General features: G+C 68.6%; 23 protein-coding genes. 14 read left to right on the top strand and 9 right to left on the bottom strand.

What is annotated here, in order from left to right; genetic code table 11:
• Positions 1–42: 42 nt before the first annotated feature.
• The gene (locus tag C1O66_RS14070; protein WP_165794607.1) at positions 43–1,098 is read right to left on the bottom strand and encodes an aminoglycoside phosphotransferase family protein; all 1,056 of its coding nucleotides are present in this window, start codon (positions 1,096–1,098) and stop codon (positions 43–45) included.
• A gap of 266 nt (positions 1,099–1,364) precedes the next feature.
• Between C1O66_RS14070 and C1O66_RS14065 the strand changes: the two genes are divergently transcribed.
• From C1O66_RS14065 to C1O66_RS23720, 4 genes are all read left to right on the top strand, one after another.
• Positions 1,365–3,815, top strand: a complete 2,451-nt coding sequence (locus C1O66_RS14065) for an LPS-assembly protein LptD (protein WP_243392798.1) — start codon at positions 1,365–1,367, stop codon at positions 3,813–3,815.
• Positions 3,808–5,127, top strand: a complete 1,320-nt coding sequence (locus C1O66_RS14060) for a peptidylprolyl isomerase (protein WP_102768454.1) — start codon at positions 3,808–3,810, stop codon at positions 5,125–5,127. The genes C1O66_RS14065 and C1O66_RS14060 overlap by 8 nt, the downstream gene beginning before the upstream one ends.
• A 67-nt stretch (positions 5,128–5,194) precedes the next feature.
• Complete coding sequence (gene rsmA, locus C1O66_RS14055) at positions 5,195–5,965, top strand: 16S rRNA (adenine(1518)-N(6)/adenine(1519)-N(6))-dimethyltransferase RsmA (protein WP_102768453.1); 771 nt, start codon at positions 5,195–5,197, stop codon at positions 5,963–5,965.
• 73 nt (positions 5,966–6,038) lie between these two features.
• The gene (locus C1O66_RS23720) at positions 6,039–6,269 is read left to right on the top strand and encodes a hypothetical protein (protein ID WP_133155221.1); all 231 of its coding nucleotides are present in this window, start codon (positions 6,039–6,041) and stop codon (positions 6,267–6,269) included.
• Here C1O66_RS23720 and C1O66_RS14050 read toward each other — a convergent pair.
• The 3 genes from C1O66_RS14050 to C1O66_RS14040 form a co-directional block, all read right to left on the bottom strand.
• The gene (locus C1O66_RS14050) at positions 6,244–6,639 is read right to left on the bottom strand and encodes a barstar family protein (protein ID WP_102768452.1); all 396 of its coding nucleotides are present in this window, start codon (positions 6,637–6,639) and stop codon (positions 6,244–6,246) included. The genes C1O66_RS23720 and C1O66_RS14050 overlap by 26 nt on opposite strands.
• A gap of 60 nt (positions 6,640–6,699) precedes the next feature.
• Entirely contained in the window at positions 6,700–7,029 is a 330-nt protein-coding gene (locus C1O66_RS14045; protein WP_394341028.1) for a guanyl-specific ribonuclease, read from the bottom strand.
• 490 nt (positions 7,030–7,519) lie between these two features.
• Positions 7,520–9,859, bottom strand: a complete 2,340-nt coding sequence (locus tag C1O66_RS14040; RefSeq protein ID WP_102768451.1) for an NADP-dependent malic enzyme — start codon at positions 9,857–9,859, stop codon at positions 7,520–7,522.
• Positions 9,860–10,166: 307 nt separating this feature from the next.
• Between C1O66_RS14040 and C1O66_RS14035 the strand changes: the two genes are divergently transcribed.
• On the top strand, positions 10,167–12,251 hold the full coding sequence (locus tag C1O66_RS14035; RefSeq protein ID WP_409994016.1) for a sensor histidine kinase: 2,085 nt from the start codon (positions 10,167–10,169) through the stop codon (positions 12,249–12,251).
• A gap of 2 nt (positions 12,252–12,253) precedes the next feature.
• Complete coding sequence (locus tag C1O66_RS14030) at positions 12,254–12,940, top strand: response regulator transcription factor (RefSeq protein ID WP_102768449.1); 687 nt, start codon at positions 12,254–12,256, stop codon at positions 12,938–12,940.
• 15 nt (positions 12,941–12,955) lie between these two features.
• Here the strand turns inward: C1O66_RS14030 and C1O66_RS14025 are convergent, their stop codons facing one another.
• From C1O66_RS14025 to C1O66_RS14005, 5 genes are all read right to left on the bottom strand, one after another.
• A complete protein-coding gene (locus C1O66_RS14025; RefSeq protein ID WP_133155220.1) occupies positions 12,956–14,014 on the bottom strand; it encodes a Kelch repeat-containing protein in 1,059 nt (352 codons plus the stop codon).
• A gap of 110 nt (positions 14,015–14,124) precedes the next feature.
• Positions 14,125–15,450: a M16 family metallopeptidase gene (locus C1O66_RS14020; protein WP_102768447.1), complete on the bottom strand. Its 1,326-nt coding sequence runs from the start codon at positions 15,448–15,450 to the stop codon at positions 14,125–14,127.
• Between the two features lie 101 nt (positions 15,451–15,551).
• Complete coding sequence (locus C1O66_RS14015) at positions 15,552–16,718, bottom strand: methyltransferase (protein ID WP_102768446.1); 1,167 nt, start codon at positions 16,716–16,718, stop codon at positions 15,552–15,554.
• Positions 16,715–17,392 carry a TetR/AcrR family transcriptional regulator gene (locus tag C1O66_RS14010; RefSeq protein ID WP_102769648.1) on the bottom strand — a complete coding sequence of 226 codons (678 nt, stop codon included), beginning with the start codon at positions 17,390–17,392 and terminating at the stop codon, positions 16,715–16,717. The genes C1O66_RS14015 and C1O66_RS14010 overlap by 4 nt, the downstream gene beginning before the upstream one ends.
• Before the next feature lie 87 nt (positions 17,393–17,479).
• Positions 17,480–17,968: a VOC family protein gene (locus tag C1O66_RS14005; protein WP_102768445.1), complete on the bottom strand. Its 489-nt coding sequence runs from the start codon at positions 17,966–17,968 to the stop codon at positions 17,480–17,482.
• Between the two features lie 218 nt (positions 17,969–18,186).
• Here C1O66_RS14005 and C1O66_RS14000 point away from each other — a divergent pair, with 218 nt between their 5' ends.
• From C1O66_RS14000 to C1O66_RS13965, 8 genes are all read left to right on the top strand, one after another.
• A complete protein-coding gene (locus tag C1O66_RS14000; RefSeq protein WP_165794606.1) occupies positions 18,187–21,438 on the top strand; it encodes a ligand-binding sensor domain-containing diguanylate cyclase in 3,252 nt (1,083 codons plus the stop codon).
• Positions 21,439–21,605: 167 nt separating this feature from the next.
• The gene (locus tag C1O66_RS13995) at positions 21,606–22,235 is read left to right on the top strand and encodes a hypothetical protein (protein ID WP_102768443.1); all 630 of its coding nucleotides are present in this window, start codon (positions 21,606–21,608) and stop codon (positions 22,233–22,235) included.
• A 3-nt stretch (positions 22,236–22,238) separates the two neighbouring features.
• The gene (locus C1O66_RS13990; protein WP_102768442.1) at positions 22,239–22,472 is read left to right on the top strand and encodes a helix-turn-helix transcriptional regulator; all 234 of its coding nucleotides are present in this window, start codon (positions 22,239–22,241) and stop codon (positions 22,470–22,472) included.
• A 107-nt stretch (positions 22,473–22,579) separates the two neighbouring features.
• The gene (locus C1O66_RS13985; protein WP_102768441.1) at positions 22,580–23,524 is read left to right on the top strand and encodes an acyl-CoA thioester hydrolase/BAAT C-terminal domain-containing protein; all 945 of its coding nucleotides are present in this window, start codon (positions 22,580–22,582) and stop codon (positions 23,522–23,524) included.
• Between the two features lie 34 nt (positions 23,525–23,558).
• Positions 23,559–24,542, top strand: coding sequence for a thiamine-phosphate kinase (gene thiL / locus C1O66_RS13980; protein ID WP_102768440.1), 984 nt, complete (start codon positions 23,559–23,561; stop codon positions 24,540–24,542).
• Positions 24,539–25,093 (top strand): phosphatidylglycerophosphatase A family protein, encoded by a 555-nt coding sequence (locus C1O66_RS13975; protein ID WP_102768439.1) that lies wholly within the window; start codon positions 24,539–24,541, stop codon positions 25,091–25,093. The genes thiL and C1O66_RS13975 overlap by 4 nt, the downstream gene beginning before the upstream one ends.
• A 51-nt stretch (positions 25,094–25,144) precedes the next feature.
• The gene (locus C1O66_RS13970; protein WP_102768438.1) at positions 25,145–25,645 is read left to right on the top strand and encodes a CinA family protein; all 501 of its coding nucleotides are present in this window, start codon (positions 25,145–25,147) and stop codon (positions 25,643–25,645) included.
• Positions 25,642–26,583 (top strand): 2-hydroxyacid dehydrogenase, encoded by a 942-nt coding sequence (locus tag C1O66_RS13965; protein WP_102768437.1) that lies wholly within the window; start codon positions 25,642–25,644, stop codon positions 26,581–26,583. Before C1O66_RS13970 ends, C1O66_RS13965 begins: the two co-directional genes overlap by 4 nt.
• The last annotated feature ends 41 nt before the right edge of the window (positions 26,584–26,624 follow it).

Genomic DNA, 26,624 nt, shown 5'->3' with positions numbered 1-26,624 from the left:
AAGTGAAGAGGTGAATGGGGCACCATCGAGGCGTTCACCCGTTCACCGCAAAGTAAAACCCGTATCCACCATCCCGCCCTGCAAGTCCTGCAGCAGATGGGTCAGCGGTGACAGCTGCACGTAGCGGGTGCTGACCTTGATGGCATAGGCAAACAGGCGCGGCAGGTCTTCGGCATAGCGCGGCTTGCCGTCGCGGTGCTTGAGGCGGCAGAACAGGCCGAGGATCTTGAGGTGGCGCTGCAGGCCACACCACTCGACCTGGCGCCAGAACTCGCCGAAGTCCTCGTTCACCGGCAGGCCGGCCTTGCGCGCCTGCTCCCAGTAGCGGATGGCCCAGTCCAGTTCCTGCTCTTCGTCCCAGGAGATGAAGGCATCGCGCAGCAGGGAGGCGAGGTCGTAGGCGATGGGGCCGCGCACCGCGTCCTGGAAGTCCAGGATGCCCGGGCTTTGTTCGCCACAGACCATCAGGTTGCGCACCATGTAGTCGCGATGCATGGCCACCTGCGGCTGTTCCAGCATGTTTTGCACCAGCACCTGGCAGCTGTGCTCCCACCACTTCAGCTGGATTTCATTCCACTGCTGGCCGTACTCCTTTTGCACGCACCACTCGGCAAAGATCTGCAGCTCGCGGCGCACAAAGGCCTCGTCGTACACGGGCAGCAGGCGGGCGTCCATCTGCAGCTGCCACTGCACCAGGGCCTGGCTGGCGGCGCGCATCAGGGGCTGGATGGAGGCGCTGTCGCCCTCGGCCTGAGCCTTCAGCAGCACCGGCAGGTAGGTGCTGGCGCCCAGATCGCTGAGCAGCAAAAAGCCCTGGGCCTCGTCGGCCGCGATGACTTGGGGCGCATGCAGGCCATGGCCCGCCATTTCGGCGGCGATGCGCACAAAGGGGCGCACATCGTTGGACTCGGGCGGCGCGTCCATGACGATGTAGCTGCGCCCCGCCGCGTCGTCCAGGCGCAGGTAGCGGCGCGAGCTGGCATCGGCATTGGCCTCGCGAAGGCTGGCGGGCTGCAGGCTGAGCTCGGTGGGCAACTGCTTCAGCCAGCTCTGGAATGCGTCGCGGCGCTGCGGGTTGGGCCAGGCAATGGTGGTCATGGGGAGGGCGGCGCGCAGGGCGCGGGTCGTCGGTTGAAGGGCAGGGAGCGGCAGGGTGTCCGAACAGGCTTGGGCGGCGATACGGACCCGGGGCCTGCCGACCGAGGCCTGCCGCGGCAGGTGGCAGGCGGCGGCCTCATGGATAATGGATTTTACAAACCGCGAGCGCTGGCTCGGCGCCGGGCTTGCGAGCCGCCGTGCCCTGCCGGCTGCGCCGCGCCCCGATTCAGTCTTCCTGCCATCACCTAACGACGCCTGCCGACGCTGTGCCGCGCCCCCTGTCCCTGAACCCTTCGACCCTGGCGGTCGCCCGTTGCTGGCCGCGTTGGGCCTGGCTCTGCCTGCCTGCGAGCCTGTGCTTGGGGGCCGGCGCGCAAGCGCAGGCCATCGAGCCGCCCCTGGCAGCCTCTGCTCCCAAAGCGTCGGCTGCGGGCGTCAAGCTGCGCCCGACCATGGTGCTGGGCAAGCGAGGCGCAGAGGGCGCTGAAGACGCCAGCCACAAGCCGGCCCTGGTGATGAGCGCACGCAGTGTCAGCACCCGCATCGACCAGGAGTCGGTGGCCGAGGGTGAGGCCGAGCTGCGCTACGGCGAGCTGCTGCTGCGGGCCGAGCGCCTCAGCTATGCCCAGGTGGATGATCTGGCGCGGGCCACGGGCGGAGTGGAGGTCAGCCGGGCGGGCAGCGTGTTCCGCGGCCCCGAGCTCAGCCTGTATGTGAACCGTTTCGAGGGTGAGTTTCTCAACCCCAGCTATTTCTTCTCGCAAACCGGTGGCAGCGGCCAGGCCGAGCGCCTGCGCTTCATCGACGCCAAGCACATGGTGGCCGAGGGCGGCAGCTACAGCAGCTGCCCGGTCGAAGAGGGGCAGCCGCAGCGCGCCTGGGAGATCAGCGCGCGCAGCCTGAGCATGGATTTCGAGGCCAATGAGGGCATCGCCACCGGCGCGGTGCTGCGTTTCTACGGCGTGCCCATCCTGCCGGCGCCCACCTTGAGCTTCCCGCTGGCCGGTCAGCGCAAATCGGGCTGGTTGCCGCCCAAGATCAGCTGGGACAAGCGCAGCGGCATCGAGATCGGCGTGCCTTACTACTGGAATATCGCGCCGCAGCGAGACGCCACGCTGATGCCTTTTGTGATGACGCGGCGCGGCGCCGGCGTGGACAGCGAATTCCGCTATCTCGAACCTCAGCATGCCGGCGAGCTGAACCTGGCCCTGCTGCCTTCCGACCGCCTGGCCAAGCGCTCGCGCTGGGCCTTTCATGTGCTGCAGGACGGCGAGCTGGGCATGAACTGGCGCTACCGTGTGCGCGCCGAACATGTTTCCGACGACGATTACTGGAAAGACCTGCCCGAGCGCATCAAGAGCCAGACCCAGCGCCTGCTGCAGGCCGATGTGCAGGTGGACCGCCGCCGCGAGTGGTCCTGGGGCGAGGCCCATGCCTACGCCCGTGTCCAGCATTGGCAGACCCTGCAGGGCCTGGATCCGCTGACCCGCTTTGATTCGCCTTACCAGCGTTCGCCGCAGATCGGCTTGCGCCTCAACACGGCGGCCGATGACTCCGTGCTCGACGGCTTCCGCCCCTGGGGGCGCAAGGCCCGGATCGAAGGCGCGGTGGAGTTTGAGTACAACCGCTTTGATTTGCCATCCTCGGCTCCCGCCAGCCAGGTGCGAGCCGGTGGCCAACGCGTCCATCTGCTGGCTCATGCCAGCGCGCCCATGGGCGGCGCGGCCTGGTGGTTGATCCCGCGTGTGGAGCTCAATGCGGCGCAGTACCTGCTCGACCAGCCCGGCACGAACGGCCTGCGCTCGACCGGCCGCTCGGTGCCCACCTTCAGCCTCGACCATGGCTGGATCTTTGAGCGCGAGACCCGTTTGTTCGGCCGTGCATTGACGCAGACCCTGGAGCCGCGCCTGCTCTACGTCAACACGCCGTACCGGGCACAGGACCATTTGCCGCGCTTCGACTCGGCCGCCAAGGATTTCAACTTCGATTCCATCTACACGGCCAATCAGTTCTCGGGCATCGACCGCGTATCGGACGCCCACCAGCTGACGGCCGGAGCGACCAGCCGCTGGGTCAACTCTAACGAGGGCGATGAAGTTTTGCGCCTGGGCCTGGTGCAGCGTTTCCAGTTCCGCGACCAGCGCATCACGCCGGACAACGTGCCGATCAAGCAGCGTTTCTCCGACCTGCTTTTGCTGGGTGCGGCCCACCTGAACCCGAAGTGGTGGCTGGATGGCGCCCTGCAGTTCAACTCCGACACCGGCCGCTCCGAGCGGGCCGTGCTGCGTGCCCGCTACTCGCCCGGCACCTTCCAGACCGTCAGCGTGGCCTACCGCCTGGCACGTCAGCAGAGTGAGCAGGTTGAGCTGGCCTGGCAATGGCCGCTGTTCGGCAAGGCCTCACGCGGCGCTGGCGGCAGCAGCTGCTCGGGAGCTTGGTACAGCGCCGGCCGCGTCCAGTACAGCCTGCGCGACCGCCGTTTGACCGACTCGGTGCTGGGCTTTGAGTACGACGCCGGCTGCTGGGTCTTGCGCGTCGGCGCAGAGCGCCTGTCCACCGGACGCGCCGAAACGAACACGCGCTTGATGCTGCAGATGGAGCTGGTGGGCTTGTCCCAACTGGGCTCCAATGCGCTCAAGGTCTTGAGGGACAATATTCCCGGTTACCGACGACTGAGCTCTGAGCGCTCGGCAAGCACTGAAGCCACCTATGACTGAACTGTCGATTCGATCCATTTCTCTTGCGCTTGCTCTGCTGTCGGCGAGTCTGCCCGGCGTGGCGCAGAACCGCGCAGCCGATCTCAAGCCCGGCGACTACATCGCCGTGGTGGTGAACCAGGACGTGGTGGCGGCCAGCGAGGTCATCCAGCGCAAGGCCCGCTTGCGCGAGGAAGCACGCCAGCGTGGCGACCGCATGCCCGATATGGATGCCCTGCACAAGCAGGCGCTGGAGGCCATGATCGAAGACCGGGTGCTGGTCACTTTTGCGCGCGAAACCGGCGCCAGGGTTGATGAGGCGGAGCTGGACCGTGTGGTGGGCAATGTCGCGGCTCAGAACAAGCTGACCATGCCTCAGCTGTTGGAGCGACTCAAAGCCGACGGCCTGGATTTCCGCACTTTCCGCGAGAACCTGCGCGACCAGCTGATGACCGAGCGAGCCCGCGAGCGCGAGGTGCCAGCCCGCATCCGAATCACCGATGGGGACATCGATGCCTACCTCGACAAGCGCCGCGAGCAGCTGACCACCTCGGGCCAGCTCAATCTGGCCCAGATCCTGGTGTCGGTGCCCGAAGGCGCCCCTGAAGCCGTGGTGGCTGAGCGGCGGGCTCGTGCCGAGGCCGCCGCTGCCCGCGTGAAGGCCGGCGAGGACTTTGCCAAGGTGGCCAAGGAAATCTCTGAGGACGGCAACAAGCAACTCGGCGGTGAGATTGGCTTGCGTCCGGCCGATCGTCTGCCCGATGTTTTTGTACAGCAGGTCAAGGGTTTGAAGACCGGCGAGGTGTCCGACTCCCTGCTGCGCAGCGGCGCAGGCTTCCATTTGCTCAAGGTGGTGGAGCGCCAGGGTGCCGAGTCGCTCAACTCCATCGTGCAAACCCGGGTTCGCCATGTGCTGCTGCGCCCCTCGGCGCAGCTGACGCCCGAAGTGGCGGCCCGCCGCCTGGCTGAGTTCAAGCGCGCCATCGAATCCGGCCGCACCAGCTTCGAGCAGGTGGCCAAGGACAACTCGGAAGACGGCAGCGCCGCCGAGGGCGGCGACCTGGGCTGGATGGCTCCTGGCGTGCTGGTGCCGGAGTTCGAGCAGGCCATGAATGCCCTGCCGCTGGGTGGCCTGTCCGAGCCGGTGCAGTCGCGCTTCGGCCTGCACCTGATCCAGGTGCAAGAGCGTCGCACGGTGCAGATCGAGCCCAAGCAACTGCGCGAGCAGGCCAAAGCGGCCCTGCGTGAAAGCAAGTACGAAGAGGCCTACCAGGAGTGGATCAAGGAGCTGCGCGCTCGTGCCTACGTCGAAGTGCGCGAGTGGCTGGACTGATCGCCGGTCGCCTTTTCCTGACGACCGATTGATTGAACGATCACCGACGAAGCGCTCCGAGAACTCTATGGCCCAACACATCGCCCGCAAGCGCTTTGGTCAGCATTTCCTGACTGACGTCCACATCATCGAGTCCATCTGCGACGCCATCGACCCGCAGGCCGGGGAGGCCCTGGTCGAGATCGGCCCGGGCCTGGGTGCCATGACCCTGCCTTTGCTGGAGCGCATCCCGTCCTTCAGTGTGATCGAGCTGGACCGCGACCTGGCCGCCCGCCTGCGGCAGCGCCCCGGTCTGGATGTGATCGAGTCCGATGTGCTGAAGGTAGATTTCGCGGCCCTGGCGGCCGCCAAGGGCCAAAAGCTGCGCGTGGTCGGCAATCTGCCCTACAACATTTCCACGCCCATCCTGTTCCACCTGCTCGGCGCGGTCGACCATGTGGTCGACCACCACTTCATGCTGCAAAAAGAGGTGGTGGATCGCATGGCCGCCTCGCCCGGCTGCAAGGACTACGGCCGCCTGACGGTGATGCTGCAGTGGCGCTACGCCGTCGAGGCGGTGTTTGATGTGCCGCCCGAGGCCTTCGACCCGCCGCCGCGCGTGATGTCGGCCATCGTGCGCATGCAGCCCTACGCCCAGCCGCCTGCCATCGACACCGTCATGATGGGCGAGATGGTGGCCGCTGCCTTCTCGCAGCGCCGCAAGCTGCTGCGCCACAGCCTGGGCGTCTGGCTGACGTCACGCGGTTTCAGCGGCCATTTCGACCTGCAGCGTCGGGCCGAAGAGGTGCCGGTGGCGGAGTATGTGGATCTGGCTCAGCAGCTGTCCAAGCCCGCCTGAGCTTTGGCCCACGGCGAGACGCCGACCATAAAAAAAGGAGCCCAGGGGCTCCTTTTTTGTGACCGGACGCTGCGTGAGCAAGTCCGGTTCTGCGTACTTTGATGTCGCTCAGGCGGCGCTCAGCCACATGGCGGTGTCGAAGGCGCTGCTCATCATCGGCATGTTCATTCCGAAGTTGGCATTGGCTGCCGCCTTGGAATTCTTCGCGGCCGGCTTGGCTGCAACGCTGGAGGCCTCTTCAGCAGCCCGCTCCCATGACCCGTTTTCTTGGGAGCGGGCTACTGAAAAGAATAGAAGCACCTGAACTGGACTTTTCGGTCGCCCCAGTAATCGGCGGCTTCTCGGAAGACATCGAGCAACTGCTCGCGCGCTTCGCGGTCGAATTTGGAGTTGTCGGGCAGCTGTTCCAGCACCACGACAAAGCCAGGCTGGGCGCCCGACTTGTGAACCAGATCGGTCATGCAGTCATGCAGCGCGTCCAGGTTCTTGCCGAAGTGGGCGGGGAACAGGAAGGCCTGGGCGATGGCTTCCAGCACATCCTGCTTGGACTGTGCCTCGCTCAGATTGGCGTACAGAAAATGCTGGCCAGCATCCTGTGCGGCGTGCATCAAGTCCTCTACGCGGTAGGCCCGTATGGCCTGCACGATATTGGGACGGACGGTCTGCAAAAGCATGGTCGCGATCCTCCTATATAGTCACAGAACTTTTTATCGCCGCCGGCTCGCTGCAGGGTTTCAAGGCTGGACGCGCTTGAAACTGCTGTAGTGGTCGTCGGTGTAGTAGCAAACATCAGGACGCGTTGGGGGCAAACCGCCACAGACCAGACGTCGGGCACCGCGATTGCGGGCACCGGGCGTGCGGACGGTGTACTCGTGGTAGTAGCCTCGGGCCTGGCGCGGCAAGATGCGCTCGCGATTGCCGAACACGGTGCCGTCTTTGGCGTAGGGGAAGGGTCCCCCAGCAAGAATCAGACGGTGCGTGGTTTGGGCTTCGCGGGGCAAGGCCGTCAAGGCCACCGATTCCAGTGACGGATTCGGCGAGGCGACCGGTTCTTTGGCCTGCACTTGAGAGCTGATCGACGCAGCAGCGAGCAAAATCGCTGCGAGGCCAGAGTTGCGCCAAGTGGGCCGCCGAGGCAGCCAAGAGAGCAAAGACACGGGTTTACCCTGTTCCTGAAAGCATGATGGTACCGAAACCGCCCGAAAACCTCAAGCGGGCAGCTCGGGGATGGGTGGGTTCAGAGCGTTTGTGAGTGTGCGCACACAGCTGCGGAGCCTCGCAAATTTCCATCAGTTTGACGTGTCAAAAACCCCTGGTGAGTTCTCACAAACTTTTGTAAAAAGTCGCGTGACAGGGCGCTGAGCGGCGCGCGTTTCAGGGCTTTCCCCTGCCCGAGTTGGGCTGTGTGCGCCAATTTGGTGCGTGCTTGGTGTCGATTTCCGGCGCGTGCGCAAGTGCGCTCCGGCTCGGCGTCGCGCCGCAGTGCCTCGGAGGGTTCGCGTTGGGCCGGGCGTTGGCAGCCGCGGCCTGGCTCGGGTCTGCTCGGGTCGGCGCTCAGCGCGCCGCGTTGGCGTCGGCCACGGTCAGCGCGGTCATGTTGACGATGCGGCGCACGGTGGCCGAAGGCGTCAACACATGAACCGGCTTGGCCGCGCCCAGCAGCACCGGGCCGATGGCGATGCCGCCGCCGGCCGCTGTTTTCAGCAGGTTGTAAGCGATGTTGGCTGCATCAATATTGGGCAGCACCAGAAGATTCGCTTCGCCGCTGAGCGTGCTGCGCGGCATGGTGGCGGCGCGGCTGACCGGGTCCAGGGCGGCGTCGCCATGCATTTCGCCGTCCACTTCCAGCCAGGGGGCTTGCTCGTGCAGTAGGGCCAGGGTCTGGCGCATTTTCAGCGCGCTGGGGTGGTCGCTGGTGCCGAAATTGGAATGCGAAAGCAAGGCCACCTTGGGTTGGATGCCGAATCGCACCATTTCCTCGGCGGCCATCACGGTGATCTCGGCCAGCTGTTCGGCCGTGGGGTCGTAGTTGACGTGGGTGTCGACCAGAAACACCTGGCGACCCGGCAGCATCAGTCCGTTCATGCAGGCATAGACGGGTACGTCCTGCGGGGTGCGGGGGCAGCCGCCTACATGCTTGCCGATCACCTGATCGATGTAGTGCAGATGGTTGGCCGTCGTGCCCCAAGTGCCGCACAGCATGCCGTCGACTTCACCCTTGTGCAGCAGCATGGCGCCGATCAAAGTCAGGCGGCGACGCATCTCGATCTTGGCCACTTGCACCGTCACGCCCTTGCGCTCGGTCATCTGGTGGTAGGTCTGCCAGAAGTCGCGGTAGCGGTGATCGTTCTCGACATTGACGACGTCGTAGTCGCGCCCCTCTTGCAGGCGCAGGCCGAAGCGCTCGCAGCGCTCGGCGATCACGGCCGGGCGACCGATCAGGGTGGGGCGGGCCAGGCCCTCGTCCACCACCACTTGCACCGCGCGCAGGATGCGCTCCTCTTCACCCTCGGCATAGGCCACGCGCTTGTTCAGCGCCCGCTTGGCCACATTGAAGATGGGCTTCATGGTGGTGCCGGAGGCGTAGACAAAGCTCTGCAGCTTTTCGCGGTAGGCGTCCATATCGGCGATGGGTCGCGAGGCCACACCCGAGGTCTGTGCCGCCAGGGCCACGGCCGGCGCGATCTTCATCATCAGGCGCGGGTCGAAGGGCTTGGGAATCAGGTACTCGGGGCCAAAGCTCAGATTGGCGCCGGCGTAGGCGGCCGCCACCACCTCGCTCTGCTCGGCCTGGGCCAGCTCGGCAATTGCGCGCACGGCAGCGATTTCCATCTCGTCATTGATGGTGGTCGCGCCGCAGTCCAGGGCGCCGCGGAAGATGTAGGGGAAGCACAGGACGTTGTTGACCTGGTTCGGGTAATCGGTGCGGCCGGTGGCCATGATGGCGTCGTCGCGCACCGCCTTCACTTCCTCGGGCAGGATTTCGGGCGTCGGGTTGGCCAGGGCGAAGATCATGGGCCGCGCGGCCATCTTGGCGACCATGGCAGGCTTGAGCACGCCGCCGGCCGACAGGCCCAGGAAGACATCGGCGCCCTCGATGGCGTCGGCGAGCGTGCGCTTGTCGGTCTTTTGGGCGAAACCGGCCTTGTCCGGGTCCATCAGTTCCACGCGGCCCTCGTACACCAGGCCGGCCAGGTCGGTCACCCAGATGTTTTCCTTGGGCAGGCCCAGCTTGACCAGCAGGCCCAGGCAGGCCAGGGCCGCGGCACCGGCGCCCGAGGTCACCAGCTTGACCTGCTTGATGTCCTTGCCCAGCACCTGGAGGCCGTTCAGGAAGGCGGCGCCCACCACGATGGCCGTGCCGTGCTGGTCGTCGTGGAAGACGGGGATCTTCATGCGCTCGCGCAGCTTGCGCTCGACGTAGAAGCAGTCCGGCGCCTTGATGTCTTCGAGGTTGATGCCGCCGAAGGTGGGTTCCAGTGCAGCGATGATGTCGACGAGCTTGTCGAGGTCGTTCTCCTGGATCTCCAGATCAAACACATCGATGCCGGCGAACTTCTTGAACAGCACGCCCTTGCCTTCCATCACCGGCTTGGAGGCCAGCGGGCCGATGTTGCCGAGGCCCAGCACGGCGGTGCCGTTGGTGACCACGGCCACCAGATTGCCGCGCGAGGTGTAGCGGAAGGCATTGGCCGGGTCGGCCACGATCTCTTCGCAGGCAAAGGCCACGCCGGGCGAGTAGGCCAGGGCCAGGTCACGCTGATTGACCAACTGCTTGGTCGCGGCGATCGCCACTTTGCCCGGGGTCGGGAACTCGTGGTACTCCAGCGCTGCTTGACGCAGCTGTGCGGATTTCTGTTCGGTGGTGGGCATGGTGCTGGCTTTCTTGGGCATTCGCGAGGAATCCGCCCCTGCTGCTGCCGCGAGCCGCAGGCAAAACGGTCGGCGATTGTAGGAGTCTCGTCCGGGAGAAGTGTGCGGGCATTTGCGGGCCCCGGGATACGCGAAACTGCGCATCTCGACGGGCGGTGCAACCGGGATACTCCCGCAAGCCCATGCTTGTACGCATTTCTCGATGCCCGGACCTCTTGTGCGGGCTTGGCCGATCCAGGAGCGGCAGCGCTTGAACGACACCCCCCACCTCCATCCTCCGCTCGCTGCTGCCGGCCGGCCGACCGCCGAAGCGTCCGCGGCGCGCGATGTGGCGGCTCGGCCCTGGAGCTGGCGCCGCGCCGTGCTCTGGGGGGCGCTGATCACCTTGGTGGTGGTGGCGCAAGGCCTCTTGGTCGCGCTGACCCTGAGCTACGAGGACGCGCGCGCGCAAGAGCATGTGGACCAGGTGGCGGCCGAGGTGGCGGCCCGGGTCAAGCAACTGGCCGGCCAGGATTTGCAAGGCCTGCAAGCCCTGCTCTGGCAGGAGCAGCAACCCCAGACCAGCGCGCCGCGCCGCCTCAACGACGCGGCCGAGCTGCTGCGCCGCACCCGCACCCTGCTGCGTATCGAGTTCCGTGACGCCAAGCTGCAGGTGCTGGACGCGGCCGAATCGCCCTATGTCTCGCCCCTGTTCCGCCAGCTGGCGCGCGGTCAGCTGCAGCTGGAAACCGAGCTGGCCTGCGCCGCCGCTCAGCGCCAGGGCACCCAGCTCTACTCGCGCAGCTATTTCGTTCCTTTGCCCGACGGCGAGGGCCTGGAGGTGGCGGATCTGTGCCTGCCGCTGATGCGCGCTGGCGTGCTGCAGTCGCATCTGGTGGCCACGCTGAGCCTGCGTCATCTGCTGGAAGAAGCCGTCACGCAAGACCTGGCACGCGGGCACGAGCTCAGCTTTGTCGAGGGTGACGGCACCCGGCTGGCGCGCACCGGCCTGGCGCGCGGCGCCGGCATCTACCTGGCCGAGCGCCTGGTCGATCTGCCGGGCCTGACCCTGCAGCTCAAGGTGGACGCCACCACCGGCCGGCCCAAGCTCATTCCCAACCTGGCCACCGCCCTGGTGCTGGGCCTGTCGCTGAGCCTGTTCGCCCTGCTGCTGCTGCTGGCGCGCGATGGCCGGCGGCGCGCGGTGGCCGAGTCGGCGCTGGCGGAATCGCTGGCCTTTCGTCATGCCATGGAGAACTCCTTGATTACCGGCCTGCGCGCCCGCACCATGGCCGGCAGCATCAGCTATGTGAACCCGGCGTTTTGCGCCATGGTGGGCTTCAAGGCCGAGGAGCTGCTGGGACGCGGTGCGCGGCCCGACCTGCCGGACGACACGCCGCCTTACTGGCCGCCCGAGTTCGTCGACGAGTACCGCCGCCGCCATGCCGACCGCAGCGCCCGCTGGAAGGCCGACAACAGCCCCGGCGGCCAGGACCCGCGTCAGGGCTTCGAAACTGTCTTCATGCGCCGCAATGGCGAACGCTTCCCGGTGTTGATCTTCGAGGCGCCTCTGCTTGACGCGCAGGGCCAGCAGACCGGCTGGATGAGCGCCGTGCTCGATGTCTCCGACCAGCGCCGCATGGAAGAGCGCTCGCGCCAGCAGCAGGAGCGATTGCAGGCCACCGCCCGCCTGGCCACCGTGGGCGAAATGGCCTCCCTGCTCAGCCACGAGCTGAACCAACCCCTCGCCGCCATCGCCAGCTACGCCACGGCTTCGGTCAATTTGCTGGCCCAGGAGTCGGCCGATCCGCAGGCCCCGGATCTGGTGCGCCAGGCCGTCTTGCGCATTGCCGAGCAGGCCGAGCGTGCCGGCCGCGTGATCAAGAGCGTGCATGACTTTGTGCGCCGCCGCGAGCAGGCGCGCGAGGACATCGGCGTCGACCTGCTGTTCGAGGCCGTGCTCCCCCTGGTGCGCCTGCAAGCGCGCAAGAGCGGCACCCGCATCGAGCTGGACCTGCCCCAGCCCAGCCCGCGCGTGCGCTGCGACCGCACCATGGTCGAACAGGTGCTGCTCAACCTCAGCCGCAATGCCATCCAGGCCATGGAAGACCGCACCGCGCCAGCCCTGCGGGTGCTGACCTTGCGCGCCGCTGTGGTGGACGCATCCTGGGTCGGCATCTCGGTGCTGGACCGCGGCCCGGGCATTCCGCCCGAAGTGGGCCGCCAGCTCTACACCCCGTTTTTCACCACCCGCGCCGAGGGCATGGGTCTGGGCTTGAGCCTCTGCCGCACCGTGGTGGAGCAACATGGCGGGGCCATGGACTATTTCAATCGCGAAGCCCCCGGGGGCACCGAGTTCCGTTTCAGCCTGCCCAATGCTGGCCATGCAAGCAAGGCGGCCCCAGCGCGCACGCCAGGAGAATCGACGCAATGAGCATGACAGCCCATCACAACAGCGGCCGCAAGCTGCCTGTGGTTTATCTGGTCGACGATGAAGAGGTGGTGCGCGACGCCCTGGGCTGGTTGCTGCGCTCGCGCCGCCTGCTGTCCGAGGGCTTCGGCAGTGCCGAGGCCTTCGAGGCCATGCTCGATGCCCGGCCCGACCAGGCGCGTGACTGGCCCGATGCGCCGTCCTGCCTGCTGCTCGATGTGCGCATGCCCGGCATGAGCGGCCTGGCCCTGTTCGAGCGTCTGCTGCAGCGCGGCCTGTGCGGCGGCCTGGATCAAGGCGTGGTGCAGCCACCGCTGCTGCCGGTGATCTTCCTGACCGGCCACGGCGATGTGCCCACGGCCGTGGCTGCGGTCAAGCGCGGTGCTTTTGATTTCGTGGAGAAGCCGTTTTCCGACAATGGTCTGGTCGACCGCATCGAGCAAGCCCTGGCCCTGAGCGGCCAGGCGATCGAGGCGCGTCAGCAGCGCGGCCAGATGGCCCAGCGCGTGGCCGAGCTGACCGAGCGCGAGCGCGAGGTGATGCAGCTGGTCATCCAGGCCCTGCCCAACAAGCTGATTGCCGACCAGCTGCACATCAGCGTGCGCACGGTCGAGGTGCACCGGGCGCGGGTGTTCGAGAAGATGAACGTCAAGTCGGCGGTGGAGCTGACCAATCTGCTGCGCGAACTCTGAGGCGCGTGATGCGCCTCAAGGCCGGGTGCTGCTGGGGCTCAGGCTGAGGCGATCCAGGCGCGGGCTGGTCTGGGTCAGGCCCGGCTGGCGCGCGCCGCCGATGGCGTAGAGCTGGCCGTTCAGGCTTAGCACGCCCAGGCCGTGGCGCGGTTCGGGCATCTCACCCATCACCTGCCAGCGGCCCTCCTTGAGCGCGCGGCATTGCACCTGTCCCAGCATGCCGCCGCCGTTCTCGGCGGTCTCGCCGCCCACGCTGCAGATCAGCGGCTGGTCTGCGCCGCCGAGCAGGCCCACGCCATGGGCGGCCTGGGCAAAGGCCAGCGGCGCCTCGGCCTGCCAGCGGCCGCTGGCCGCGTCGAGGCGGTGAACGCTGCGCAGATTGGCGCCGTTGTACTGGCGGCCGCCGATCAGCCAGGCCTGTTCGCCCGTCACCAGGGCGGCCGCACTGCTCTTGATCTCGGGCCCGTCGGCCAGGGCGCGCCAGCGGTCCGCCTTGGCGTCGTAGACCCAATGCCAGGCCACATCGCCATGGTCACCCCACTGCGCATTGGCCTCGCCGCGGGGGCTGCGCCCGCTGACCAGATGGATCTGGCCTTGCTGCACAAAAGCGGTGGATTCGGTCAAGGCCTGCGGCAGGGCGCCCAGGCGCTGCCAGCGCGCGCTGCCATCGTCCAGGCGCAGCACCTCGCGGCTGGCGCACCAGTCACCGCCCTCGCAGCGCACAAAGCCGCCGATCAGGTAGAGGCTCTGGGCCAGACTCAGCAGCTGCGCATGGTGGCGGCCCTCGGGCAGGCGGGGCCCCAGGCTCCAGCGGCCGCTGGCCGGGTCGTAGATCTGCAGCGCATCGCTGAGATGGCCTTGTGCGGCCGGCAGCTCGCTGCTCAAGCCGCCCGCCACCACCAGGCGCCCGCCATGCACCGCTGGGTAAATCTCCTGCACGCCGATGGGCATGGGCGCCAGAGTCTCCCAGCGCAAGCTGGGCGCCGCGGTGCCAGAGGCCTGGGCCAGGCCGCTGAGGATCAGCGTCAGCGCAGATCCGATGACACGCAAGCCGTGAGCACGCCGTGGTTTCATGGTGAGTCCCTCTCCTCGATGCACGGTCGTCCGTGGGAATGGGGCGCTAGCTTGCCATGAACTGCAGCCCCGGGCGGGGCGCAGCATAGCGCAGCGTGGGGGCTGTGCGATCAGGAAAACAGCGCTTCGGCGCAGGCGCGTGCGCGCTGCGGAACGCTGCCCGCCAGGGCCACGGCCGGGCGCGGTCGGTTCGGCCTCAGCAGGCCCTCGAGCACCTTCTGCACCTGGGCCGGCGTGACCGCTTGCAGCTGGGCCATGGCCTCCGTGGCATCGCGCAGCTGGCCGAAGTGGAACAGCTCCTGGGCGGCGCCCTCCATGCGCCGCGCCGGCTGCTCCAGCGCGCGCAGGGCACGCATCTGCAGCTGCTTGCGGGCGCGCGCCAGGGCCACCGGGTCCAGCGGGCCGTCAGCCTGGCGCTGCAGCAGTTGCTGCACGGCCTGCAAGAACTCCTCGGCCTGGGCCGGCGCGGTGGCGCCCTCGATCAGGAACTGGCCGTAGAGCGGCAGGATGTCGGCCGAGCAGGCCACGTGGTAGGCCAGGCCGCGGCGCTCGCGGATCTCATCCAGCAGGGGCGAGCTCATGCCCTCGCCCAGCAGTGAGGCGGCCAGCACATGGGGCAGGTGCTCGGCGCTGTCCAGGCGTTCGCCCAGGCTGGGCGCTTCGAAGCCCAGCAAGACCTGGCACTGGCCGCTGCCAGCCAGGCGCCGGGCCTTGAGCCCGCCCTGCCAGAGCGGCGCCGTCAAGGCATTGGGCTGGCCGGTGGGCATGGCGCCGAAGGCGTGTTCCACCCGCCGGGTGAAGGCCTCGCCGTCCACTGGCCCGGCCACCGCCACCACCACATTGCAGGCGGTGTACTGGGCCTGGGCGTAGGCCAGCAAGTCCTCGCGGCTGAAGCGCAGGATGTTGGCGCGGCTGCCGATGATGGGGCGGCCGGCGGCATGGCGGGCGCCGTAGCAGGCCCGGTCCAGCAGCTGGAAGGCGACGCTGGTCGGGTCGTCCTCGAACTCGCTGAACTCCTGTTCGATCACGCGCCGCTCACGTTCCAGCTCCTCGGCCGGGAAGCTGCTGTTGAGCACGATGTCGGCCAGCCAGTCGACAAAGGCCGGCAGATCGCCCGGCAGGCCTTCGATGTGAAAGGCCGTGTGGTCCTTGTCGGTGTGGGCATTGACCTCGGCGCCCAGGGCCTCGGCATCGAGGTTGATGCGCTGGCAGTCGCGCGTGGCCGTGCCCTTGAAGGCCATGTGCTCGACCACATGGCTGATGCCGTTCAGGCGCGCGCTCTCGTGCAGGCTGCCGGTGCGGATGAACACGCTCAGGCTGACCGTTTGGCGCCAGGGCATGGGGATGGTGACCGTGCGCAGGCCGTTAGCCAGGGTGGCGAGGCGCGGTGCCTGCGCAGCGTGCAGGGCAAGGGGCGAGGAGGGCGAGACAGACATCCGTTGGCAAAAGGGGCAGGCAAAAACAAGCGGGACCCGTGGCGGGCGAGTCCGCAGTGTCGCCGACTTGCCCGGTTTCCGCTGGCCCCGCTCGCTTGGGCTCAAGTCGCAGGCCGAAGTACGAGGATCTCGGCCAGGCTGGGCAGGGGCACCCGCTCGCACAGGCTCAGGCCGGCCTGTTCGAACAGGGCCTGCCATTCGCGCAGGCTGCGCTCGCGGCCCTCGGTGCAGACGGCCATCTGCAGGTCCATGCCGGCAATCGCCAGGCCCGGATGCTGCTCCGGCCGCACCACCTCCATCACCAGCACCGTGGCGCCGGCCGGGGCGGCGGCTTGGGCCACGCCGCGCAGCAGCTGCAGCGCGTCGGCGTCCGACAGGCCGTGCAACAGCGCACTCAGCCAGTAGACCTCGGTCGCGCTGCGGGCCGCGGGCGGCGGCTCCTGGCGCAGGTCGGCCGCGAGGAAGCGCAGGCGCTCGCGGGCGCGCAGGCGCTGCGGCTCGGTCTCTCCCGCGGCCAGCAGCTGCGCGGCGCGCACCGTGGCCGGGCGGTCCACCACGGTGGCATGCAGGCGCGGGTGCTGCATCAGCAGGGTCAGTGCCTTGTCGCCGACGCTGCCGCCAAGGTCGATCAGGTGCTCGAAGCGCTGCCAGTCCAGGGCTTGCACCCAGGGCGCGCCGGTCAGGCCCTCGACCTGGGCCATGGCACGGGCGAAGGCGTGCTCCAGCGCGGGCTGTCGCTCCATGTGCTCGAACAAGGGGCGGCCGTGGCTCAGGGCGTAGGCGCAGCGCCCTTGCCGCAGGGCCGGGCCCAGGCTGTCGAACCAGGCGGCGCGCATCTCGGGCCGCTGGTGCAGCAAGACCAGCTCGCGCACGCTGTCGGGCCGGCCGGCACGCAGCGGCGCCGAGCCCTTGTTGTTGCGCCACTGGCCGGGGCGCGGTTCCTCGAACACGCCCAGGGCGGCCAGCACACGCAGCAGACGCTGCAGCAGCTCGGGCGCTGCCTGGCAGCGCGCGGCCAGGGCTTCGATGGGCAGCGTGGCCTCACCCAGCTGCTCGGCCACATCGAGCTCGGCCGCCAGGCCCAGGGCGCGCGATTGCCAGTAGGCCGAGCCAATCTGCACCAGGCGAAAAGGCGCGGGTGTCAGGCCGGCAGTCCAGGCTTGCAGGCCTTGCACAGCCCGCATGAGGCGGGCGAACAGGCGCGCGGCGCGCGCCGGGCCGGGGCGGGCCAGGCGGGGCGCTTGCGCAGAGGTTGTGGCGGCGCTCATGGGCCGGCCTCCGTCGCGGCGGCCACACGGCCGGTGGACAGGCCGGCGCTGAGCAGGCGGCCATTGAAGGCGGCCAGGGCGTCCAGAAAGCTGGCGTCCATGGGGCGCTCCATCTGCTCCTCAAACAACTCGCGCAGCAGCAGCGGCGTCATGGCCAGGCTGACAAAGGCCATGCGCACCAGATCGGGGTCCAGGTCGGCCAGGGCCAGGCCTTGCTGCTTGAGGCCTTGCACACGCTGGGCGCCGCGTTGCCGGCCGCGCTCCAGCAGCTGTTGCACAAAGCGCCGGCCCGGGCCCTGGCGCAAGGCCAGCACGCGCAGGATCAGGCGCGGAAACTCGGGCGCACGCAGCATGGTGTCGTAATAGAGCTTGAGGTAGGCGCCAAAGCCCTCGGGCGTGGCCAACAGGTCCTGATCCAGCACCTCCAGCAGCGGGTTCAGGGTGGCGCGGATCATCTCTTCGTACAGCCCCTCCTTGCTGCCGAAGTAGTAGCGGATCATGGAGACATTGGCCTGCGCCAGCTCGGCGATGCGGCGGGTGCTGACCTGGTGGTAGTCCTCGGTCAGAAAGCAGGTCTTGGCGGCGCGCAGCAGGCGCTCGCGCACGGGGCTGACCTCGGCTTCGGGCTTCTGGGCCTCAGGCGCGGCGGGGTGGGAAGAGGGTGGGTGTTTCATGCCTGCATTCTTGGTGCGGCCCGGGCTGCCGGGGCGCGCGTCTGTCAATCAGTTTCGCGGCTTTGATTGCCTGCTCGGGCCTGGCCCTCAGCGGGCAGCGCCGGGCGGGGGTGAAGCAAAGGCCTGCTCGATGAAGCGCTCCAGCTCGTCGGCCTGCAGCAGCTCGATGGAGAAATGACCGAAGCGACGCGGCAGCCAGAGGATGCGGGCACCGCTGGGGTTGTGCAGCTGTTCGCGGGCCAGCGGCCGGCCCAGTTCGTCCTCGGGTTGCACGCCGCGGGCCAGCAAGGTGTCGTAGGCCGCCTCGATATCGGGCGTGCTGTAGCAGTGGCGGTAGATCGTGCCTTCGCCCTGGCGATCCAGCAGCTCGCGCAAGGGCCCGGCCTCCGGTTGCACCAGCATGAATCGCTCACCGCCCTCGCCCATGCGCACGATGGCGTAGCGCACCCGCAGGCCGTCGCGCGACCAGAGCTGGGTTTGCGAGACCTGAGCCGCGAAGAGATGGGCGTAGTAGGCGCAGGCGCGCTCCAGGTCGTGGACCAGGATGTCGATGTGGCTGAACTTCAGAGGCGGCATGGGCACAGCTTTTTTTCTCACTCTTTCATGCGGGAATGGTTCGGTGGCTGCTCCGCAGTGTCGCCACGGGGACTGCGGGGACGCAAGTGCGGACAGGCAGGGGGTGCGAAGGCGCAGCCGCCGCAGCGCGCGGGTGTGTCATGCTGCGTGCTCGATGGCAGGGCGAGGGCCGCCCTCAGGCATCGGATGCGCGGCCCCTGCTTACAATTTTCTCCACCATGCTGTTCACTTTCCGCGGCGCGTCCTGTGCGCGCCTGCTGCCCCCCTCGCTGGGCCAGGCGCTGTTCTTGCTGCTCTTGACGACCTTGACGACGCTGCTGCTTGCGCACGGGAGTGCCGGGGCCTGGGCGGGCAATTCGCCGCTGGAGGTGCAGTTCCGCAGCGTGGCCGTGCCGCAAAACACCGTGCCCAGCCTGGCCCAGGACCGTGCCGGCTTCATCTGGGTGGCCACCACCCAGGGCTTGACCCGCTACGACGGCTATCGCCTGCGCCCCATCGAACGTGACGGCGACACCAAGGCCCAGCGCAACCTCGGCTGGGTCCGTGCGCTCAGCCCCAGCCGCGATGGCCGCATGTGGATCGGCACCGAGTTTCTGGGCCTGATGGCCTTCGACCCCGCCCAAGACCGTGTCGAAGCCATGTCGCCGCCGGCGCCGGCCACCGGCCCGGCGCTGACCATCCGTTCACCGATACGGGCTTTGGCCGAAGACGCGCAGGGCCAGGTCTGGGTCGGCACCCTGGGTCAGGGTCTGCTGCGCTACCGCCCAGCCACGCGCCAGTTCGAAGCGCAGGACCTGCGGTGGCAGGGCGAGCCCGAGGCGCGCGTGCTGGCCCTGCGCGTGGCGCAGGACGGCGTGGTCTGGGTCGGCCACTGGCGAGGCCTGGCCCGGCAGCGGCCGGGGGGCGGGTGGGAGTCGGTGCCCCTGCCCGAGCTGCCCGCCGGCGCGCCGGTGCTGGCGCTGGCCGAAGACCGCGCCGGCCGGCTCTGGCTGGGCACGCAGGACGGCCGGCTCGGTGTGGTCGAGCAAGGCCGGCTGTGCTGGGTGCAGCGCCTGGGCAGCCCGGTGCAGGCCCTGGCCGTGGCCAGTGACGGCCGGCTCTGGGTGGGCAGCAAGACCGGCCTGCTCTGGGTGAACCCTGCCAGCGGTGAGATCGAAGCCCATCTGCGCCACGACCCGCGGCGCCTTAGCGGCCTGGCGGGCAATGACGTCAGCGCCTTGCTCCGCGATGCCAGCGGCGCGATGTGGGTCAGCGGTTACGGCCTGGGCCTGCAACGCCACCAGCACCACCCGGCCCTGGCCGTGCGCGGCCCCGATTCGCAGGCCAGCGGTCCGCTGACTGAACCCGATGTGCGCGCCCTGCTGCGTTTGCGCAATGGCGAGGTGCTGGCTCCCACCCAGCGCGGCCCCGTGGTGCGACTGGACGGCCGGCCGGGCCGGGAGCTGGCCACGCTGGGCGTCTGGCCGCGCGAGCGCGGCAGCGTGGTCGAATCCCTGGCCGAAGCGCCCGATGGCAGCCTCTGGATGGCCTCGGCGGGCCGGCTCGAGCACCGCTCCGCCCAGGGGCGGCTGCTGCGCGATTGGCCGCTCGATGGCGGCCGTGCCCAGCGCCTGCTGCTGCGCGCCAGCGGCGAGGTCTGGCTGGGCATGCAGGAGGGCTTGTACCGCCTGCCCGATGCCACGGCGCCGGCCCTGCTGCGCGTGGCCTTGGTGGGCGGGCAGGCCTTGCACGGGGGGGTCCATGCCTTGATCGAGGCACCGCCTGCAGCAGGCACTGCCGCAGCGCAGCCGCAGCTGTGGGTGGGCGGCCAGCAGGGCTTGTTCCGCGAGCCGGCCGGCGGCCTGCCGGGTCAGCTGGAGCCGGTGCCGCAGTCGCCCGGTGAATCCTTGGCCAGCCCCATCGTCATGGGCCTGCTGCAGGCCCGCGATGGCAGCTTGTGGCTGGACACGCCGGTGGCCGGCCTGCACCGCCTGCGCGGCTGGGATGCCGAGGGCCGGGCCCGCTTCGACCGCATTGGCGAACGCCTGGGCACCGAGGGCGTGTTCGGCGGCAATCTCCATGAGGACTCGCGTGGCCGCATCTGGAGCCAGCTGGCCGTCTACGACCCCAAGACCGACCGCATCGACCACTTCGGTCTGGGCGAGGGTGCAGCCTTTGGCAGCTTCTGGTTCTTCGCCAGCACCGAGCTGCCGGGCGGCGCCCTGCTGTTCGGCGGCAGCCGCGGCCTGCTGCAGGTGCGGCCCGAGCTGTTCGAGCCCGCCACCGGCGCGCCGCCCCTGGTGATCAGCGCCTTGCGCGTCAATGGCCAGGCCTACTCGCCGCCGCCGGCTGATCCGGCGCGGCCCGCCGATGCATCAGCCAATCCGCTGGCCGTCAAAGACCCCCAGCGCGGCCTGCTCAAAGGCTTGCAGCTGCCCGCCGGCACGCGCACCTTCAGCGTCGAATTCGCCGGCCTGGACTATGCCGACCCCGGCCGCCTGCGCTACCAGTACCGCCTGCAGGGCCTGGACAGCGACTGGACCAGCGTCGACCCGGGTGCCCGCAGCCCCAGTTTCGGCCCCCTGCAGCCAGGGCGTTATGCCTTGCAGATGCGGGTCAGCGCCCATCCCACGCTCTGGGGCCCCACCCAGCTGGAGCTGCCCATCGAGCTGCTGCCGGCCTGGTGGCAGACCGTCTGGGCGCGCCTGGGCTTCGGGGCGGCGGTCTTGCTGGCGGTGTGGGGGTTTGTGCGCTGGCGCACCCGGCTCTTGCGCCAGCGTGAGGCCGAGCTGCAAGCCCTGGTGGACGAGCGCACGGCCAAGCTGCGCGAGGCCAGCCTCACCGATGCGCTGACGGGCTTGCGCAACCGCCGCTATCTGGAGCTGCGCCTGCAGGATGATCTGCGCCTGTGCCTGCGCCGCTTCGAGGCCGGGGAAGCCAGCCTGCTGCCCGGCCCCGACAGCGACTTGGTGCTGATGCTGCTGGACCTCGATCATTTCAAGCGCATCAACGATGTGCATGGTCACGCCGCTGGCGACGCTGTGCTGGTGACCCTGGCCGAGCGCCTGCGCCACGTCTTCCGCACCACCGACTCTCTGGTGCGCTGGGGGGGCGAAGAGGTGCTGGTGCTGGTGCGCGAAACCAGCCGCGAGGATGCGGCCGATCTGGCTGCGCGTGCGTGTGCCGCCGTTCGCGAGCAGCCCTTCGACATTGGCTTTGGCCAGACGGTGGCGGTCACCGTGTCCATCGGCTTTGCAGCCTTCCCGCTCGACCCGCAGCGCCCGCGCGCCTGGGACTGGCCGGCCACGCTGGGCCTGGCCGACGCGGCGCTGTACGCCGCCAAGGCGCAGGGCCGCGATGGCTATCTGGGCGCCGTCGAGGCGCAGGACCTGACGCCGGCCGAAGTGCCGCGCGACCTGAGCCTGTGGCGCGATGAACCGCGCTTGCGCCTGCGTGAAAGCGGCATGGCGCAACGTCCGCCCAGCCTGTAGGCAGACTGGCGTCCGCCCTTCCCATCTTTTCTGCTCTTCCCAGTCTTGCCTTTGGAGGCGGCCGGCACACCCTGCCGGCCGCTACTTCGTGATCCCGGGTGTATTGCAAAGCGAACATGATGTACGGTAAAGTTTACTTTGTGTCGGCTTTAACGGGCATTCAGGCCATGATCAAGATCTTGCTGGTTCTCCTGGGTTTTCTGGGTTTGGGCGCGGCTTTGGCGGCGGGTTGGAACCCGGTGCCCCTGCGCGACGGCTGGGTGGGCGGCTTGATCCTGCTGCTCTCGGCCTTGTGGGCCCGCTGGCGCTGGCAGCGCGATGCCGTGCAGGGGCGCGACCCTTCGGCGGCCGAGCGGCGCGCCTGGCTGTACATGGCGGGCAGCGCCCTGATTTGCGGTTTTGTCGCGGTGGTGCTGATGACGCCGGGTTCCGAAGTTCATCGCACCACCGGCGGGACGGGCGGTTATGACAGCTGGGTCATGTTCGCCTGCGGCGCCATCGCCTGGGCCTTGCTGCACGAGGGGCAGTCTCAGGCGCTGGACGAACGCGACCGCGCAATCGATGCCCTGGCCAACCGGGTCGGCTATTCCACCTTGATCGGGCTGCTGGCCGTTTTTCTGCTGGCCCTGGGCTTCGCACCCAAGCCCTGGATGGAGCGCTTCACCCACTGGCTGATCGCCAACACCTTGCTCAATCTCATCATGTTTGCCGGCCTGGCCCAGTATGCCGCCCAGCTCTTGGCCTATTGGCGCGATGCGCGCGAGCTGCAAGGCGATGTGCAGCCGGGCGGGGCTTGAGCCATGGCCGTCGGTCAACCGTCCACCCAGCCCATCGCCAACCAGATCCGCCGCCTGCGTTTCGAGCATGGCGAGATGACGCAGGAAGCCCTGGCCAAGGCCGTGGGCATCACCCGCCAGACCGTGATTGCCCTGGAGGGCCTGCGTTATGCGCCCTCGCTGGAGCTGGCCATGAAGATCGCCGAGGTCTTCGGCAAGCGGGTGGATGAGGTGTTTTTCCGCCAAGCCGGGGATTGATCGCCCGGGCCCTGGCCAAGTCGTTCATCGGCGTACGGCCGCTGCGCGGCGTCGTGCGCTGCCGTCGGCTGTGCGCCGCAAGGCGCTCGAATCATGGAGATCGAATCATGGAGATGACGAGGATGTTGCTCAAGCCCTGGCGTGTGATGCTGCCGATGCTGCTGCTGGCACAGGGGCTCGGCGCTGTGTGGGCCGGAGCGGCCGAAGCGGCCTCGCCGCAGCCCGGCACTGCGCGAGCGCCCTGGCCCGCTCATCACGGCCAGGTGCAGAGCCAGCTCTACCTTGGCGAGGCCGAGTCCTCGCGAAAGCGCCCCTTGCTCGTGGCCCTGGGTGGCGCCGAGGGCGGCAATGCCTGGGCCGGCCCGCGCGCCGAGGCCATGCGCCAACGTTTCCTGGCCGACGGCTATGCCGTGCTGGCGCTCGCCTATTTCGGTCTGCCAGGCATCCCGGCCCAGCTCGATCGCATCGATCTGCAAGGCGTGCGTGAAGCCATCGTCAAAGCCGCACACAGCAGCCCGCAGATCGAGCCGCGCTGCATCGCCGTGATCGGTGGCTCCAAGGGCGCGGAGCTGGCCCTGCTGCTGGCCAGCCGCAGCCCCGAGATCAAGGCCGTGGCCGCCGTGGTGCCGGGCAGCGCCGTGTTTGTCGGCCACACCGAGAGCTTTGACACCAGCTCCTTCAGTGACCAGGGCGAGGAGCTGCCCTTTGTGCCGCTGAGCGAGGCTGCGGTACCGGCCCTGATCGCCGGCGACAAGCGCAAGGTCTTCGATCTGATGATGCAGGACAGCGCCGCCATGGCCCGCGCGCGCATCCCGGTCGAGCGCATCAACGGCCCGGTCTTTTTCCTCTCGGCCACGCAGGACGAACTCTGGGATTCCAAAGCCATGTCCGAGCAGATGATGGCCACCCTGCAGCGCAGCGGCTTTGCTCATGCGCATGCGCACACTGCCATCGAGGGCGGCCACAGCGCACCGATGCGGAAGTTGAACCTGGCGCGGGACTTTCTGAACACGCATTTTTTGCCGCGGGTGGCGGGGGGGTGTGCGCGCTGAAGCTTTTGGCGCTGGCGCTGAGACAATCCCGCCCATGGGCGAATTCGATCTGATCCAGCGCTATTTCAAAAGCCAGAGCCACCCCTCGGCCGATGCCGTGCCGGTGGGCATCGGCGATGACTGCGCCGTCATCAACCCGACGCCGGGCATGCAGTGGCTGGTGTCCAGCGACATGCTGGTCGAGGGGCGGCATTTCCTGTCCACCGTGGCGCCGGAGCGCTTGGGGCACAAGGCGCTGGCGGTCAATCTCAGCGATCTGGCGGCCTGTGGCGCCACGCCGCGGGCCTTCACGCTGGCGCTGAGCCTGCCGCGGGTGGACGAAACGTTTCTGAGCGGTTTTGCCCGGGGCCTGTTCGCGCTGGCGCAGGCACATGACATTGCCCTGGTCGGCGGCGACACCACGGCCGGGCCGCTGAACATCTGCATCACGGTCATGGGCGAGGTGCCGCGCGGCCAAGCCCTGCTGCGCAGCGGCGCGCGGGTGGGCGATGACGTCTACGTTTCCGGCCAGACCCTGGGCGATGCGCGGCTGGCGCTGGAGGTGTTTCGCGGCCAGGCGAGCCTGGCTTCGGCCGCCGAGTTCGAGCAGGTGCGGCGCGCCATGGAATGCCCGCAGCCACGGGCGCAGCTGGGCCTGGCGCTGCGCGGCGTGGCGCACAGCGCCATCGATGTGTCCGATGGTTTGCTGGGCGATCTCGGCCACATCCTCAAGGCCTCGGGCGTGGGCGCCCGGCTGGACGTGGACGCCCTGCCGCGCAGCGCCGTGCTGGCGGGGCAAGACCTGGCCCTGCAGCGCGAGTACGGTCTTGCGGGTGGCGACGATTACGAGCTGGTGTTCACTGCGCCCAGCGATGCGGCCGGGCGTGCGGCGGTGGCGGCTGCTGCGGCGGCCAGCGGCACGCCGGTGCAGCGCATCGGCGCCATCGAGGCCGAGCCGGGCCTGCGTTTGCACGATGCCGCCGGCCTGGCCTTGTCCGCGGCGGCCTTCAGCAGCTTTGACCATTTCAAAACCCCATGAGCGACCCTTCCGCCTCCCTCACCGCGCCCCTGGTGCCGCGCCGGGCCACGGCCCGTTTCATGTTCCCCAACCCGGCGCATTGGATCGCCCTGGGCTTCGGCAGCGGCCTTTCGCCCAAGGCGCCGGGCACGGTGGGCACGCTCTGGGCCTGGCTGGCCTTTCTGGCGTTCAACCCCTGGATGAGCGACCGCAGCTGGGCCTGGCTGCTGGCTGGCGGCACCCTGGTGGGCTGGTGGGCTTGCACCATGACGGCTCGCCATCTGGCAACACCTGACCCCGGCGCCATCGTCTGGGATGAGGTGCTGGCCTTCTGGCTGGTGCTGTGGCTGGTGATGCCGGCGGGTTTCTGGGGCCAGGCGGTGGCCTTCGGCCTGTTCCGCTACTTCGATGCCGCCAAGCCAGGGCCGGTGCGCTGGGCCGACCAGCTCTTCAAGGGCGAGCGTGGCAAAGCTGTCAGCTGGGCCCAGGGTTTCGGCATCTTGTTTGACGATTTCGTCGCCGCCGGATGTACGCTTGTCGTGATCGCGCTGTGGCGCGCATTCATGGCTTGATCCCATGCAGCAGAGCTGCTTGCTGCGAGTCGAAACTGTCGGAGGTGCCCCATGCTGTTTCCTGAAGAGCAAGAGCTGATCGACCGCATTGCCGTGGCCTTGATCCAGCGCCGCGAGCGCCTGGGCACGGCGGAGTCCTGCACCGGCGGCCTGATTGCCGCGGCTTGCACCAGCCTGTCGGGTTCCAGCCAGTGGTTCGAGCGCGGCGTAGTCAGCTACAGCAATGAATCCAAGACCGAATTGCTGGGCGTGCCGGCGGCGCTGATCGGCCTGCATGGCTCGGTCAGCGGCGAGGTGGCCCTGCACATGGCGCGCGGCCTGCTGGCCCATGCGCCGATCGACTGGGCCCTGGCCGTCACCGGCATTGCCGGCCCCACCGGCGGCAGCGCCGACAAGCCCGTGGGCACGGTCTGGCTGGCCCTGGTCCACGGCTGCCAAGTCACCAAGGTCTGGCAGGAGCATTTCAGCGGCGACCGCCATGCCGTGCGTATCGCCACCTTGCGCGCCGGCTTGATGGCCTTGTGCGAGGCGCTGGAGGACAAGGATCAATGACCGTCTTGCTGAGCGGGCGCTGGTCGGCCGCCGAGGGTGAGCGCTGGGCGCAGTTGCTGCGCGAGGCCATGCCCGAGGAGCAATGGCTGCTCCATCCGCCGCGCAATGCCGCCGAGGCGGCGGCGGTGGAGGTGGCCGTGGTGGCCAACCCGGAGCCGGGTGCCCTGAGCGGGCTGCCGAATTTGCGCCTGATCCAATCGCTGTGGGCGGGCGTCGATCGTCTGCTGCAGGACCCCAGCCTGCCGCCTGGCGTGCCGCTGGCGCGCATGGTGGACCCGGCCATGAACGAGGCCATGGTGCACACGGCCCTGTGGGCGGTGCTGTCGCTGCACCGGCGTTTTTTCGAGCTGCAGGTGCAGCAGCGCCAGGCGCTGTGGCAGGCGCCGCCGCAGCTGCGCGCGGCCGAATGCACGGTGCTGGTCCTGGGTCTGGGCGAGCTGGGCGGGCGCACGGCCCAGACCCTGGCCGGCCTGGGCTACGCCGTGCACGGCTGGAGCCGCCGCCCGCGTGAGCTGGCGGGGGTGCAGATCTGGCAGGGAGAGGCGAGCCTGGCCCAGGCCCTGGCTGCGGCCGATATCGTCATCAACCTGCTGCCGCTGACGCCGCAGACGCGAGGCTTCTTCTCGGCCGAACGCTTGGCGCAGATGCGCCCGGGTGCCTGCCTGGTGAATCTGGCGCGCGGCGCCCATGTCGATGAAGCCGCGCTGGGTGCGGCGCTGGACCGCAGGCATCTGCGCCATGCCGTGCTGGATGTCTTTCAGCAAGAGCCCCTGCCGCCCGATCACCCCTTCTGGCCTCACCCCCAGGTGACCGTGCTGCCGCACTGCGCGGCGCAGACCGACCCACGCACCGCCGTGCCGCAGGTGCGGGTCAATCTGGCCGCTCTGCGCGCGGGCCAAGCCCTGGCCCACCTGGTGGATCGCGGCCAGGGCTACTGACACTTCATCCCTCCCTCACTCTCGATCGAACGCAGCGTCAC

Source organism: Paucibacter aquatile (assembly GCF_002885975.1).
GTDB lineage: Bacteria > Pseudomonadota > Gammaproteobacteria > Burkholderiales > Burkholderiaceae_C > Paucibacter_A > Paucibacter_A aquatilis.
The sequence above is the reverse complement of the archived record's forward strand: the minus strand, read 5'-3'. Positions and strand labels throughout refer to the sequence as shown.

Excerpts from the sequence above, each read along its gene's own strand:
- C1O66_RS14070 (WP_165794607.1), bottom strand. The coding sequence starts at position 1,098 with ATGACCACCATTGCCTGGCCCAACCCGCAGCGCCGCGACGCATTCCAG.
- C1O66_RS14060 (WP_102768454.1), top strand. The coding sequence starts at position 3,808 with ATGACTGAACTGTCGATTCGATCCATTTCTCTTGCGCTTGCTCTGCTG.
- rsmA (WP_102768453.1), top strand. The coding sequence starts at position 5,195 with ATGGCCCAACACATCGCCCGCAAGCGCTTTGGTCAGCATTTCCTGACT.
- C1O66_RS14050 (WP_102768452.1), bottom strand. The coding sequence starts at position 6,639 with ATGCTTTTGCAGACCGTCCGTCCCAATATCGTGCAGGCCATACGGGCC.
- C1O66_RS14040 (WP_102768451.1), bottom strand. The coding sequence starts at position 9,859 with ATGCCCAAGAAAGCCAGCACCATGCCCACCACCGAACAGAAATCCGCA.
- C1O66_RS14030 (WP_102768449.1), top strand. The coding sequence starts at position 12,254 with ATGACAGCCCATCACAACAGCGGCCGCAAGCTGCCTGTGGTTTATCTG.
- C1O66_RS14025 (WP_133155220.1), bottom strand. The coding sequence starts at position 14,014 with ATGAAACCACGGCGTGCTCACGGCTTGCGTGTCATCGGATCTGCGCTG.
- C1O66_RS14020 (WP_102768447.1), bottom strand. The coding sequence starts at position 15,450 with ATGTCTGTCTCGCCCTCCTCGCCCCTTGCCCTGCACGCTGCGCAGGCA.
- C1O66_RS14015 (WP_102768446.1), bottom strand. The coding sequence starts at position 16,718 with ATGAGCGCCGCCACAACCTCTGCGCAAGCGCCCCGCCTGGCCCGCCCC.
- C1O66_RS14010 (WP_102769648.1), bottom strand. The coding sequence starts at position 17,392 with ATGAAACACCCACCCTCTTCCCACCCCGCCGCGCCTGAGGCCCAGAAG.
- C1O66_RS14005 (WP_102768445.1), bottom strand. The coding sequence starts at position 17,968 with ATGCCGCCTCTGAAGTTCAGCCACATCGACATCCTGGTCCACGACCTG.
- C1O66_RS14000 (WP_165794606.1), top strand. The coding sequence starts at position 18,187 with ATGCTGTTCACTTTCCGCGGCGCGTCCTGTGCGCGCCTGCTGCCCCCC.
- C1O66_RS13995 (WP_102768443.1), top strand. The coding sequence starts at position 21,606 with ATGATCAAGATCTTGCTGGTTCTCCTGGGTTTTCTGGGTTTGGGCGCG.
- C1O66_RS13990 (WP_102768442.1), top strand. The coding sequence starts at position 22,239 with ATGGCCGTCGGTCAACCGTCCACCCAGCCCATCGCCAACCAGATCCGC.
- C1O66_RS13985 (WP_102768441.1), top strand. The coding sequence starts at position 22,580 with ATGGAGATGACGAGGATGTTGCTCAAGCCCTGGCGTGTGATGCTGCCG.
- thiL (WP_102768440.1), top strand. The coding sequence starts at position 23,559 with ATGGGCGAATTCGATCTGATCCAGCGCTATTTCAAAAGCCAGAGCCAC.
- C1O66_RS13975 (WP_102768439.1), top strand. The coding sequence starts at position 24,539 with ATGAGCGACCCTTCCGCCTCCCTCACCGCGCCCCTGGTGCCGCGCCGG.
- C1O66_RS13970 (WP_102768438.1), top strand. The coding sequence starts at position 25,145 with ATGCTGTTTCCTGAAGAGCAAGAGCTGATCGACCGCATTGCCGTGGCC.
- C1O66_RS13965 (WP_102768437.1), top strand. The coding sequence starts at position 25,642 with ATGACCGTCTTGCTGAGCGGGCGCTGGTCGGCCGCCGAGGGTGAGCGC.